This is a genomic window from Flavobacterium procerum, assembly GCF_042431625.1.
Taxonomy (GTDB): Bacteria; Bacteroidota; Bacteroidia; order Flavobacteriales; family Flavobacteriaceae; genus Flavobacterium; species Flavobacterium procerum.
In genome coordinates this window covers 688,555-702,311 of record NZ_JBHLYW010000009.1, presented here as the reverse complement: position 1 = coordinate 702,311, position 13,757 = coordinate 688,555, and the positions used below count along the sequence as shown (strand labels likewise).

Annotated in this window: 10 protein-coding genes; 1 reads left to right on the top strand and 9 read right to left on the bottom strand. The window is 34.2% G+C overall.

From position 1 onward, the window contains the following. Positions 1-107: 107 nt before the first annotated feature. The 3 genes from ACFFLS_RS14120 to ACFFLS_RS14110 form a co-directional block, all read right to left on the bottom strand. Entirely contained in the window at positions 108-1,016 is a 909-nt protein-coding gene (locus ACFFLS_RS14120; protein ID WP_379682232.1) for a hypothetical protein, read from the bottom strand. A 375-nt stretch (positions 1,017-1,391) separates the two neighbouring features. After that, entirely contained in the window at positions 1,392-1,826 is a 435-nt protein-coding gene (locus tag ACFFLS_RS14115; RefSeq protein ID WP_379682231.1) for a DUF6526 family protein, read from the bottom strand. Positions 1,827-2,141: 315 nt separating this feature from the next. Beyond that, entirely contained in the window at positions 2,142-2,627 is a 486-nt protein-coding gene (locus ACFFLS_RS14110; protein WP_379682230.1) for a DNA-deoxyinosine glycosylase, read from the bottom strand. A gap of 196 nt (positions 2,628-2,823) precedes the next feature. On the opposite strand from ACFFLS_RS14110, the gene ACFFLS_RS14105 reads away from it, so the two are divergent. Continuing rightward, positions 2,824-3,849, top strand: a complete 1,026-nt coding sequence (locus ACFFLS_RS14105) for a helix-turn-helix domain-containing protein (RefSeq protein ID WP_379682229.1) — start codon at positions 2,824-2,826, stop codon at positions 3,847-3,849. A gap of 490 nt (positions 3,850-4,339) precedes the next feature. Here ACFFLS_RS14105 and ACFFLS_RS14100 read toward each other — a convergent pair whose 3' ends face one another. The 6 genes from ACFFLS_RS14100 to ACFFLS_RS14075 form a co-directional block, all read right to left on the bottom strand. Then, entirely contained in the window at positions 4,340-5,539 is a 1,200-nt protein-coding gene (locus ACFFLS_RS14100; RefSeq protein WP_379689461.1) for an NAD(P)/FAD-dependent oxidoreductase, read from the bottom strand. 54 nt (positions 5,540-5,593) lie between these two features. Continuing rightward, positions 5,594-8,410 (bottom strand): AsmA family protein, encoded by a 2,817-nt coding sequence (locus ACFFLS_RS14095; protein WP_379682227.1) that lies wholly within the window; start codon positions 8,408-8,410, stop codon positions 5,594-5,596. Between the two features lie 135 nt (positions 8,411-8,545). Further along, the gene (locus tag ACFFLS_RS14090) at positions 8,546-9,391 is read right to left on the bottom strand and encodes an MlaD family protein (RefSeq protein ID WP_379682226.1); all 846 of its coding nucleotides are present in this window, start codon (positions 9,389-9,391) and stop codon (positions 8,546-8,548) included. Positions 9,392-9,414: 23 nt separating this feature from the next. Then, positions 9,415-10,194, bottom strand: coding sequence for an ABC transporter ATP-binding protein (locus tag ACFFLS_RS14085; protein ID WP_379682225.1), 780 nt, complete (start codon positions 10,192-10,194; stop codon positions 9,415-9,417). Positions 10,195-10,196: 2 nt separating this feature from the next. Beyond that, the gene (locus ACFFLS_RS14080; RefSeq protein ID WP_379682224.1) at positions 10,197-10,955 is read right to left on the bottom strand and encodes an MlaE family ABC transporter permease; all 759 of its coding nucleotides are present in this window, start codon (positions 10,953-10,955) and stop codon (positions 10,197-10,199) included. 276 nt (positions 10,956-11,231) lie between these two features. After that, positions 11,232-13,502 carry a glycosyltransferase gene (locus ACFFLS_RS14075; protein WP_379682223.1) on the bottom strand — a complete coding sequence of 757 codons (2,271 nt, stop codon included), beginning with the start codon at positions 13,500-13,502 and terminating at the stop codon, positions 11,232-11,234. Between the last annotated feature and the right edge of the window lie 255 nt (positions 13,503-13,757).

Below are 13,757 nucleotides of genomic sequence, written 5' to 3'. Positions count from 1 at the left end.
TTCGCGACTTTGCGAGATTCAATATTTACGCAAAGCTTAGCAATCTTTGCGGTAAGAAATCAAAGCTGAGAAACTTAGAAATTAGCATCTTAGCAACTTAAAAAAAATCAATGTTTGTAGAGTTTTACGTGATTTCCGAAAGTGTAGGTCGCACCGATTGTTGGGCCATTGTAACCCCATTTTAAATCTCCGTTAAAACGTTTTTCGATAGCGTTTACTTTGAAATTCAGTCCTGTATAACCCGCAGTAAGACTAAAATTTTGATAGACATTGTAAAGAACAGAAATCCCGTAGCTTATAATACGACCGTCGATATTATCGATTTTTGCGGCCAGATAATTGGCATTTGCGTATAGACCAAAACGTTTTCCTAAAACAAATTCTCCCCAAATTCCAAGGTCTGGAAGCGGTGCCGTAAAATTGAAATTTTGTTTGCGTTGTAAGCTGGCATCATTGACATCGAAACGGATTCCAAGTTCTCCAAAAAGTACATGAGCACCAATCAGTAAACCTACTTCGTATTTTGGTTTTGATATAATAGAATATCCGTAAGCAATTCTGGCAATTTGGATATCAAAGAAAGCCAAAACACGTGCATCTACATTATAAGTTTCATCTTTAAAAGTAATAGTTCGCTCAAGTGTTTTAGCAGCGCTTCTGTTTAAAAGGAAATATTCAAAGCCTAATCTGGATCTTCTTGAAATTCGCCAATCAAAAGTTGTCATAAAAGAGGTACTGGCTTTGTTAAAACCTAAATCGTCTTCAAGATCAATAGTGGTTCCGATATTTCCGTTATTGCCATCGACGCGTATTTCGGTGTTGTTTGCCGGAAAAAATACACCAGCGGTAACTTTAAATCTTCTCGCGTGCCATGGAAAATCTTCTTCATTCTGAAAATCATAATTTTCTACTTTAGAAGTAATCAAGCTTTCTTCTGAAGTATTTTCAGCTGTGGTCTGCGCCTTTAGTGGAATCCAACAAAGAGCCGTTATCAAAAAATAAAGTAATTTTTTCATCAGCTTGGGTTTTAATTTGGTTAGGATTTTTTTTAATAAATAAAGTTAGTAAAAATTATCTTTCATTTTGTGTTTTTAATGGATTTGTTTGTATTTAAGTTATTGTTTTTCAGATTAATACAGTATTTTGAAGCTGAAATTACAAAAAGGTTCTTTTGGATACGCATTCGCGTGAAGGATGGGAAGAAGCTGCCGAAGCAGCCTGGACAGCCTGACAGCCTATTGGTAAAAAGGGGTGTAAGCGCAAAGAAAATTTACCCTTTTTGCCAATAGGGTGGCACGCCCAGATTATTTTTGAAGTTTTTAGAATTGTCGCGCCCCAGTTTAAGGATTTACAGGTAAATACTGGAATATTTTGATTTCTGTTAGTTTAATTTAAACTCTATGATAATCGGCTTTCCAGTGAACGATTGCTTTTTTTATGGCATTTCCGCTAAGGCTGTTTTGTAAAGCATCGTCTATCAGTTGGATCAATTCTTCGTCTGGTGCAAATCGAAGTGCAAATATTTGATCTTCTGTGAGTTTGTATTCAAATTCTTCAAATCTTTTGCCTGTGAGCGAGAAATAACGATAACGCATTTCTAGACGAACGATTCTGTTTTGTAGCGTAAGGGCATAATGCTGTCTCAGCATAAAAGCAAGGCAGAATAAAAATAAGAAAGCAAGACTTATAAAACTCCAGATTAAATAATCGTCTGTTGTAAAAGCAAAATAAATACTGCTTCCTAAAAAGAGTATTAGAATTGGGTAATAAACAAAGTGATGAGGGGCGTAAAATCGTATGTGATTCTTGTAGGTTTGAACTTTCATGTTTTTTTGCGTTAATATGGTTTTTAATGTTGTCTAAAAAAAACAAAGCTGCTCTAAAAAGATAGAGCAGCTTTTTCCCAAAAATAAACTAACATAACCAATGTTCTCTTTATAATCTAAACCTTTTACGGTTTGTCTTAGTAATATCTATAGTGCAAGAAAGCCATTCTCCTTATCATCAAAATCAATTTCTCTTGGCTTAATTTCGTTGATGTAAAATTACCTCGGTTGTCAGAATTTTTTGTTATATTTTAAATCGAAAAAGTTACATGATTCCAATATTTGAATCTTTTTTTGTGTTTTTTGTGCTTGTTTTTAAAGAAAAGTTTTGATTATTTTCCATTCTTCAAATTTAGACTCATAAGTTTTCCCAGCATTTGCGGGGCTTGTTGAAGGTAATGTATAGATTTTGTAATCTTTTTTGAGTTTTACATATTTTTTGAAGAAAGCCGCAGCCTTTTGTCCGTTAAAAAATAAAGCTTCAATATTTGGATGCGATTCTAAAAAAGTTTCAAAATCATTTGCCGTTTCGTTTTTGATTGCGCTGTCTAGGCTTCCTACACGGTCACAGAATTGCAAAACATCCCAAAGCGCAATTTTATTTTTGTCTAATAGTGTTTTTCGTTTTTCATAATCTGTAGAAAAATCTTCATTGAATAAGGCAAACATAAACTTCCAGAAATTGTTTTGGCTGTGACCGTAATATTGGTTGAGTTCTAGAGATTTGGTTCCCGGCATTGTTCCTAAAATAAGGATTTTTGCATTTGAATTGGAAATGGGCGGGAATGAAAAACTTTTCATAGCAATTGAATTAAGAAATAATTTTTTTGAGTTAAAATAATTATTAATAAGTAATTATAAAACAAAACCAGAAAATTATATAACATTTCTGAGGAATGATTGTGGAACTTTGAATTATCAGATTTAAAGATAAGAAACTTAGGAAGTTCGACCGTAAATCTGTTTTGCAATTTTTGAATTTTTAAATCGATTTCCAATGAAAATAGTTACTATAAACACAGAAAAGACTCAAAATATTTTTGATGAGTTGAATGCGAATTTCGGAGGCAAGGTAACTTTTGATCTTGACGAATACATGCTTGAAGTAGAAAATAGTTTTGCATCTGGTTCTATAATTGGTGCTTCTTTTAATGATAATATTTCGTATGTACAGTTTAATATGACTTTTAAGACAGATGTGCGAATGGATATTTTAAATCTAAAGTCTTCTCCAATTTATTTTGCATATTGCTCAAAAGGAAATTTAGCACATAGTTTTGGATTAAATGGCGAAGAAAGAGAGCTGAAAACTTTTCAGACTGCTATTGTGAGTTCTACGCAAAAGCAGGATAATGTTTTGTTTTTTGAAAAAGACAAAAACACGCAATTCACTCTTATTATAGTAGGAACCCAAAATGACGCACAGATTGGCAACCATTCTTTAAATCAAAAAGTAAAAAATACTTTTTTTGAAAACGACCTAGTTCGTGATTTCTTTTATGTTGGTTCTTATAATCTTAAAATTGCCGAAAAGATAGAACAGCTAAACTCGGTTACTCAAACGGGAATTGTTAGAAATCTTTTGAAAGAAGGCATTTTAAGAATTATCCTGGCAATGGAAATTCAACAGCATTCTGACGATCTTAATTCTTTTGCAAACGAATCAAACGGATTGACATTGAAAGAAATGGAAGAAATAAAAGAACTTTCAGAGTTTATAAAATCATGTCCCGAGGAAAATTTCACGATCAAATCATTGAGCAAAAAATCTGGATTGTCGCCAAACAAACTGCAGGAAGGTTTTAAAATGATTCATAATCGAACTGTAAACGACTACATTACGCATATGCGAGTCCTAAAAGCCGAAATACTGATTCGTACTTCAGATTTGAATATTTCAGAAATCGTGTATTGTATTGGTTTCACGAGCAGAAGTTATTTCTCTAAAATCTTCAAACAAAAATTCAACTGCAGTCCAAAAGAATATAAGTTTAATTTGAGTCCGATGGCGATTACAGCATAAAAATGAGATTCTGAGATGCTAAGATTCTGAGATTCAAAGTTGCAAAGGTTTATCAAAATAATGTCGTTAGCTATTAAGCAAGATATATACTAAAATGCTAAGACTCTGATTTGCTGAGTTTTTTTAAGTGTAAGCTTAAAACTCCTATTTGGAGTCTTAGTTTTTTTATGTTTTTGAAGGATTAAAGTAATAAAATTGTAAAGTTTTATCAAAATAATGTCGTTAGCTATTAAGCAAGATATATACTAAAATGCTAAGATTCTAAGTTGCTGTGTTTTTTTAAGTGTAAGCTTAAAAACTCCTGTTTAGAGTCTTAGTTTTTTTATGCTTTTAAAAGATTAAAGTGGCAAATTTGTAGATTTCAAACTTTGCCACTTTATATTTCTGTCTCTATATAGATAGTGTTTATTTACTCAAATGATTAATCTTTTTTCCCAGTGTCTTAGAGTCTTAGCATCTTAGTAACTCAGCATCTCAGACTCTTAGAATTTTATCTCCCAAATCTGTAATATTCGAGATCCGTATTTTTTTTGTTGTTAATGGAATCCATTATAGAATTCATTCCAATTACGCTGAAAGTTATTCCATTTCCTCCGAAACCCATTACGTAATGTTCATTTTTTTTAGGATTCGGTTTTCCAAAATAGGGAAGTCCGTCTTTTGTTTCTCCAAAAGTTCCTGCCCAAGAATAATCTATTTTGACATTTAATTCGGGAAATCTTCGTTGAAATTGCTTCAAAAGATAAATCTCCTTTTTCGGAATAAGTTTATCTCTTTTCTTAGGATCTTTAAAGTCTTCGTCGCCGCCACCAAGAATAATTCGGTTATCTGTTGTGGCCCTAAAATAATTGTAAGGAGATGCTGTATCCCATAAAACGGCATTTTTTAAAACCTGAGGAACTTCGAGTAGGCTTTCGGTCGCAATAGCGTAGGTACTTTTTAAATCTACTACTTTTTCACTTAAGGTTTCGGTGCTTTCGTAACCGGTACAATGAATTATATGATCGGCCGTAATGGTAAATTTTTCATCTGTTACAGCAACGCATTTTCCTTTTTGATGCTGAATGGAAGCAATATTTGTACGATCAAAAACCTGCATTCCGTTCTGCTGGCAGTAATACAAAAGGTCGCTTGCAAGTTTGTACGGATCCATAACTGCTGCTGTCTTAGATTCGAGTGCTGCCATTGCATTAAGTCCCATTTTGTTGAGTTCGTACTTATTGAGCCAGCTGATATCAAAACCATGTAGTTTTCTGGTTTTGAATTCATTTTTCAGAAACGGAATGTCTTTTTTGAATGAAGTAAAGTAAATACTTTTCTTGAACTCAAAGTCGCAGTCACAACCTATTTCATCGATAATTTGTCGAAGATCAAAAATTGCTTTTTTACCACTGTTGTAGCTGTCGACAGCACATTTTGTTCCTCTGAGTTTGATGAGCTGGTGCAGCGGAACATCGATTTCGTACTGTAATAAAGCGGTGCTTCCTGCCGTACTTCCGCCACAGACATCCCGCCTGTCGACTAGTACTATTTTTTTTCCCTCATTTATTAGCTTGTAAGCAATTAAGGCACCAGTAATTCCGCCGCCAATGATTAAGATGGCTGTGTTTAGATCGGAATCCAGGGAAGGGTAACTTGTTTTCATGGCATTTTTTATTGGCCATAAAGTCTCATTAGAGCGTAGTTTCATGTTTTGGTTTTTGTTTTTAGAGGTATTTCTGGTAGTATTATTGGGAGTTTGGTTTTATTTAGATTTACTCACTTTCTCTTTCCTGATTACTTTATTGTTTTTTTCATCATAAACTGCATCTTCTATTTTCTGACCTGTTTTGCTAAATATTTTTATTTTAGGATCTTCGTGCGTGCCGGTGATTACGATCGGAAAACCGACTATGCCAAACAATGGAAGCCCTAAACGCATTCTTAAATCCAAAAGACCGTCAAAACTGGTTGTTCCTTTTATAGTTGGCTTAAAACTGGCAACCGTGAAAGTAAATGGCTCAATATGAATGAGATTGTTGTCAATATTTGATTTGATTTCAATTCCTTTCATATCGGGATTATTCAGTCCGTTTTGTCCAGTTTTTGAGCTTATTCCGTCAAACAGTTTTAAACCTTTAATTTTTACATCACGCAGATTTATCGTTCCTCCGCCTTCAAGAGAAGGATAAATCGGACTCATGTTTCCGTCTAAATCTCCTTTAATAGTATAATCAACAGAGATTATTCCGTGTGCTTTTTCAGCAGCGGTAACCATATCATGAAACATTGGTATTTCTTTGTAGGCTCTTTGAACATCGAAATCTTTGGCACGGAAATTTGCATCAAAATGCGCAGACGTTGGGGATTCGTCTTTATAAACCGCATCAAGACCTAAAATACAGTCGATGATACTAAAGGTAGTGTTTTCTAAATAAAATCCACCTTTTTTAATGCCAGTTTTTCCAGAAAGTTTATTGAATATCAATCCGTTATATTCTACCTTGTCTGCATTTGCATTTAAACTCACGTTTAGATTTTTCGGAATTATAACGACACCGCTCATTTTTGGGTGATCTTCTTTTGCATATTCTACGGCCGCTGTTCGGTCTTTGTTTTCACCTTTTTCAAGCGCCATAAACTCATCTACATTGATTAATTTCGATTTCATATTGAAGTTTCCACTCAATGTTCCGTTAGATTCCAGGAAATAATTTATGGTATTCAGAAGATAACCGTTAATATCAAAATCCGATTTTCCATAAGAAGCATTGAATTTTTCAAACCACATTTTTTCGTTTTGAAAACGGAAATTTCCTTGTTTGATAAAAAACGCTTTAGGGAAAAGTTCAGAAGTTGCTTTTATATTTTTAAGGATAATGGTTCCTTTATTGTCTAATTTATCATACTGTCCGTTTGTTGCATAACTTTGCTTTCCTTTAAGTGAAAGGTCGGCTTTTGCATAACCTGTCAAATCAAGACCTTTTTGAGAAAAGACTTGATAAATTCGCCCCACATTTAGTTCTCCTTTGATTTTAGCATTATAAGCCAAATCGCTGAAATCTGATAACGCAGCATTTACATACACCGGATTTCCTTCAAAAACAAAAGAGGCAGGCGCTATGGCAACAATTAAATCTTTAAAAGTTCCGGTTTTGTTTAAAGCATTGGCTACAAAAGTGATATTCGTAATAGGGTTCGGATAATATTCGGTTTTCAGCCAGCCGTTGCGCAATGATATACCTCCAATTGTTTTTGGAAATAATTTTTTTGAAGTACTAAAATCTCCTTTGGCTTTTATATCGGTTTTTAAGATTCCTTTTAATTCTATACTATTTAATCCCAATGCAGCATCCACAACAGCAAGGTCAAGCGCACCTTTTACACTTGCGTCAATCTTCATTTCGCTTAAACCTTTACTGTGTAGATAGGCATTGAAATAATCTTTTTCGCCAACTTTAAAACTTAATTTTCTAAGGTTAACCAATAACTGTTCTGTATCAAGCGACGGAAGAATCGCATTTAAATCCATTTGAAAATCAGTAAGCGGCACAGGAGCGCTTTGATAATTTACTGCTCCTTTATCTATTTTTAGATTGAAAGCCAGATTTGGTTTCAGTTTTTTAGAAACATTGTAATCTCCCTTAAAAGTGAGCAACAAATCGCTTTTGCCCGAAATTTCTGTTTTCTCCAGCCAAGTCAGATATTCTGGAGGCATTACAGACAATAAATCTTTTACAGTTGTATTTTCAGAAGCCGCTTTTATATTGATTTTGTAACCGTCTCTCAGAATGGTAAATAATCCCGTAAACTTTAAGGGAAGTTTATTGATGTGGAGTTCGTTTTTCTGTAAAATAAAAGAGAGCGCATGAGTATTGATTCGAGTAATTAAATCGGCGGAAACTTTTTTTCTTCTCAAATAACCCGTTCTGTCGTAATAGAAATCTAGATTTTCAATTTTTGCGTTTGTGGCTAGGTCAAAAATATCTTCGCTAAGATTTCCTTTTCCAACATAATTAAAACCTTTTGCATCGACCAGAATTTTTGCAGAACGGTCGTTGTATTTTACATGACAGTTTTTTAAATCAATTCGCTCCAAACGGATTGCAGTTCCTTCTTCGGGCGAATTTTCATCTTTTTTCTCGTCTTTTCGGTCTTCTGGCGCTATGTAGATATTGTAATTAGCCTGTCCCTTCTCATTTACCATTACATTGATAAGAGCGTCAGAAACATACAGTTTGTTGATTTTTACTTCATTGTCAAACAAAAGTCTTTTTAAGTTTATTCCAAAAGCCACTTCATCTGCTTTTAACAATGTATCGTTGCTAAAAGGAGCAGACCCAGTAAGAGACAAATCATCAAGTGATACCGTTAGTGAAGGAAAATGAGTAAAAAAAGAAAGTTTTGATTTCGAAAAATCAAGTTTGGTATCGAGACGTTCGTTAGCTATCTTTTTTACTTCTGAGGCTATTTTTCCAGGAAAAAGCAACGGAATTATGAATAACAAAAGCAAAATGACTGCAATTGTAATTCCGGTAATTTTTAAAACTTTTAAGGCGGTATGTTTGATTGTGAAAGGCATATAGATAAAATTTGCTGTTTTAAGGCAGCGGTTAAAAATAGAAGTAAAAATATTGTCATTCAGTGTTTAAAAGTTGTAAATTATAATTACAGGTTATAAATGATGAATGAAGAATTATTCCTAGCTTTAGTATTTCTAGTTTGATTTTTTCTTTTCAGCTTCGGCTTTTTTTGCCTCTTGCTGTTTTTGTTTTTCTTTTTCTTCTTTTTCCTTCTGTTCTTTCAATTCTTTTTCTTTCTGCTCTTTTTCTTTAGCAGCTTTTTCCTGTTTTTCTTCTTTTTTCTCTTTTATTTCTTCCTGTTTCTTTTCCTTTTCTTTCTCTTTTTTCTTAAAATATCCTCTGAGAAGGAAATTGCTTTTAGCAGCTTCCATGTTATCACTGAAACCTTTTGTTCCGGTCTCAAGATTAGACAGCGTATTCGAAACGCTATTGGCCATTTTATCGTCTCGCACCAATCTGGCGAGAGCTCCGTTCCCGTTGTTCATGCTGTGGCTGAAAATGGCTAATTCTTCAGAAATAACGCCTACGTTATCAACGCTTTTTTTCACGCTTTTCATAAGATCGGCCATTTCGATTCCGTCTATAGAAGCGAGTTGCCCATTATCTTCAATAATGGTTTGTGATTTAAGTCCCGGAGAAATTGTAAGGACTTTGTCTCCCATTAATCCGTCTGAACCAATGCTGGCGCGTGCGTCTGTTTTAATAAATTTTCGGACGTCTTCTTTCATCACCAAAACTACGATTACAGAAGAATCGTTAATTAATTTGATTTCCTCGACAGTTCCGACATTTATTCCCGAAAAACGAACATTATTGCCGACTTCAAGACCGCTTACGTTTTTAAACTGTGAAGTAATATGAAAGGTAGAACCAAATAGATTCTGTTGTTTTCCTATAAAATATACAGCCATTATAAAAAGCAGTAAACCTATTGTTACAAACATTCCTAATTTCCAAGTATATCCCGATTGCTTTTCCATGATTTCTAGTATTTTATTTTGCTTTATTCAAAAAATGAGCGTACCCATTCGTCTTCGTCTTTTTCAAGTTCTTCGTATGTTCCTTCAGCATGAATAACACCGTCTTTTAACACTACAATACGGTCTGCCGTTAGTTTGGCGCAGGCCATATCGTGCGTTATAATGATAGAAGATGTTTTTTGCTTGTGTTTGATGTCTAAAATCAATTCGCTGATTTCTCTCGATGTTATGGTGTCCAATCCTGTTGTCGGTTCATCATATAAAATGATTTCTGGTTTCAGGATTAAGGTCCGTGCAAGTCCGATTCTTTTTCGCATACCTCCAGAAAGTTCCGATGGCATTTTATCAACGGCATCTGCTAAACCTACGTTTTCGAGTGCTTCCATGACTTCATTTTCAATTTCATCAGGATTTAAATCACGTTTGTGCCTTGTGAGCGTAAAAGCAAGATTTTCTCGAACCGACATCGAGTCGTATAAAGCGCCACTTTGAAACAAAAAGCCTATTCTGACTCTTATTTCATTTAGTTCGCTTTTTTTCAGGTTTAAGACATTTTCGCCAAAAACTTTTATTTCACCTTGATCGGGTTCTATTAAACCAACAATACATTTTATAGTAACTGATTTTCCAGAACCAGAACGGCCCAAAACCACAAGATCTTCACCTTTGTTTAGATTTAGGTTAACGCCTTTCAGAATCGTGTTATCTGTGCCAAAAGTTTTGTGCAAGTCTTTGATCTCGATAATGGGTGTCTTATCTTCTGTTTTTGCTTTTGGATCTTTATGTAATTTTTCTTTAATCATTTTTAAAAGAATAAATCGGTTATTTGAACTGCTACCATATCAATTATAAAAATGCTTAATGAGGCTGTCACAACTGCTGAATTTGCAGCTTGCCCAACACTCTCTGTTCCGTTTGAGGCATTAAAGCCTTTAAAGCATCCAATCATGCCAATACAAAAGCCAAAAAAGAATGTTTTTATAGTGGCAGGGAAAAGATCAAGAAATTCTAAAGACTGAATGATCTGCGTGAGATATCGATAAAAGTTTACATCTCCATGAATATTGATTCCGACATAGCCACCTATAATCCCAACCGCATCGGCAAAAAATACCAAAATCGGAACCATTAGCGTACAAGCCAGAACTCTTGTAACCACGAGGTAATTATACGGATTGATAGCGGCAACTTCCATAGCATCTATTTGTTCGGTTACTTTCATAGAACCCAATTCGGCTCCAATTCCCGAAGAAATTTTTCCTGCACATATCAACGCAGTTATGACAGGAGCAATTTCGCGTATAAGCGATAATGCCACCATTCCCGGAAGCCAAGATTCGGCTCCAAATTTGACTAGCGTTGGGCGAGATTGAAGCGTAAGTACCAATCCCATGATAAATCCCGTAATCGCTACAAGTGGAAGAGATTTATAACCTATAACGTAACATTGTCTTAGAAACTCTTTGGTCTCGTAAGGCGGAACAAAAACCTCCTTAAAAAACTTCTTTGCAAACAAAGAGGTTTCTCCAATTTCTGTAAATATATTTTTTAGACTGAGAATCAAAATGTTAATGTTTTAATGGTGAATGATATAAAAACAGCCAATCAGATTCGAAAAGAGCTGATTTTGCTATATTAAATTTACTTTTATTACAAGGAAAAAATCTTACACAACTTTTTTTCAACTTTATATAATTTTCATCGTACTGCACAATAAAGACTGTAAACCAACGTTAGGAGGGACTTATGTAAACAAAAAATCCCTCTTTGCGAAGAGGGATTTTCTGGGTTTAAATGAAGTATTTGGTTAGCTTCACCGTGTATATTTTAATTTCTTGATTTAAGAATTCATTGCTATGCCTGTTCGGTTTTTCATTAACGGAATCACTTTTGTATCCGACATCTTAAGATTTTCCATAATCAATCTTGCTGTTAAATAACAAACTGTCGATTCGGCTCCCTGATTGAGATTGACATTTTCTTTTTCGAGACCATCGTAACCACCGCCACTTACGGGATTGTACATAATTTGTCCGAGGTGATTTTTTCCTAAAAACCAGTCAAAAGCTTTTTTCATTTTGTGTTTGTATTCTGGAATTCCAAAAGCTTTATAAAATGAATTTAAAGTTTGAATGGTGTACGAAACGTCAATTGGCTGTTCTCCATACGGATGCGGTTCAGAATCTCTATGAAGCCATCCGTTATTCGAAATAACTCTAAAAGTTTTATTGACGAATGTTTTAGACATTAAGAAATCCAGCGAATCCATAGCTACTTTTTTGTAAACGGGTTTGTTGGTTACTAAATAAGCATAAAGCATAGATTCTGGTAAAACACCGTTTCCGTATGTTAGGTAATTTTCAAACCATTGCCATTCGTCTGAGGCATGATCTTCGTAATTGGCAAGCAATTTTGCATTCAATTTGTTTATTATTGCGGCAACATACAAGTTCGGAACGGCTGTATGATATAGATAAAGCCCTTTAGTAGCAAAACCAATTGAACGGGGAGACTGAATATTTTCTGCCCATTTTAGCGAATGCAATAAACATTTGGCCGCTTTTTTGGTAATGGCCTCTGGAAGAATTTCTCCAATCGATACTACTGTTCCTAATGCCCAAACGGCTCTCGCATTTGAGTCTTCTAGATTAACTTCGGCATTTTGCTCGATATGTTCTCGGTTTTCCTTATCTACATAATTAAGGAAGTTTCCTTTTGGTTTTTGACAACGAATTATAAAATCAAGATAAATTAGAATATAAGCCAAATCTTCTTTGTCTTGCGTAAGTTGATAATGCATACAGAAAGCAACCAGTGCTCTAGCATTATCGTCTAAAGTGTATCCTGAATCTAAATCGGGAATAGAGATTTTACTGAATTGAATTATTCCGAGATCAGTAGTCAGCTTTTTGACGTGTTTAAGTTGAATATCCGGATAACTAAATTTAATTTCCGACGGATTATCAATTAGTTTTTTATAAGCATTTACCTGTGTTATAGCAACATTTTCCCATGAAGTAGCTCTCATTTTTGTAAATGAATTAATTCCCATTTCATGTCTTAGATTTTCATCTTCGATCAGTTTAATTGCTGCTGCAGCAAATTGATCAGGATTTCCGATATCGCATAAAATTCCTGAATCTGAAGTTAAAACTTCTTTTGTATGCGGTATTTTAGAAGCCACAATCGGGCACGCACAACTCATAGCATAAGCAAAAGTGCCGCTTACAGCCTGATTCGGATCTTTAGAAGTAAACATATAAATGTCTGTAGCTTTCAGATATTCTAAAAGTTCTTCAGTATCTAAATATTCATTAATAAAACGTACATTGTCTTTTAAATTAAGGTCAGCAACGATTCCTTCCAGTTTTTCACGATAAGGATCAAAGCCGTCTTTAATTAAATTTGGATGCGTTTTGCCAATAATTAAATACAATGCGTTTGGTGCTTTTTCGATAATTTTTGGAAGCGCCTGTAATCCTGTCTCGATATTCTTTCCTTCGCCCAAAAGTCCGAAAGTAGCTAATACCAATCTGTCTTGAATATTCAGTCTTTCTTTTGCTGTTTCTGGAGTTTCATAAACAACAATATGAGTTCCGTGTGATACGCAAGTAATTATTTTTTCATCAATTTCGTAATCAGTGATTAATATTTCTTTTGATTTATTCGTCATTACAAAAACCGAATCGCTGTAGGTCAATAATAGTTTGACAAATGTTCGTAAATCGTCATTCGGATTTGGAATTACGCTGTGAAATGTAAAAGTGACTGGTTTTTTAATCGTATTTAAAAAATCTAAAAGATAATCCCCATAATTCCCAGAAAACAAACCAAATTCATGCTGAATGTGAACTAGTTTTACAGTTTCATCCTCATTAATTTCTTCAGCTACTTTAGCATATTCTTCTCTGTTTTTTGTGTTTAAAGTAAAAGCCTGCGTAGGCTGCTCCTTAGGTTTATCAACCAATTCACATATTTCGCATTGAATAGATTTACCATAAACATCTGTGATTCCTTTAATGGTATCCTGAGTATAGGTTGCTATGCCGCATTGCGTTGGCGGAAAAGTAGATAAAAAAACTATTTTTGATTTATTTAATATTGTTTTCATGAGGACTAATTTTTATTCGGTTAATAACACGTTGAAGTTCTGTAATGCCACCGCAATTGTATCATCGGCAGCGCCATATCTCGATATAAAATCAATACAGTTTATCGCTATTTTAAGCGCTGTAAAAATTTTTATCTAAAATTACTTTAGGACTAAAGCGGGTATTGATCCAATCGATCAAAAAATTAACTCAAAAGCTTAAACATGGTAATTCTGTAAGTATTAAGGATAATGCTGAAACCCCTTAGTAAACAG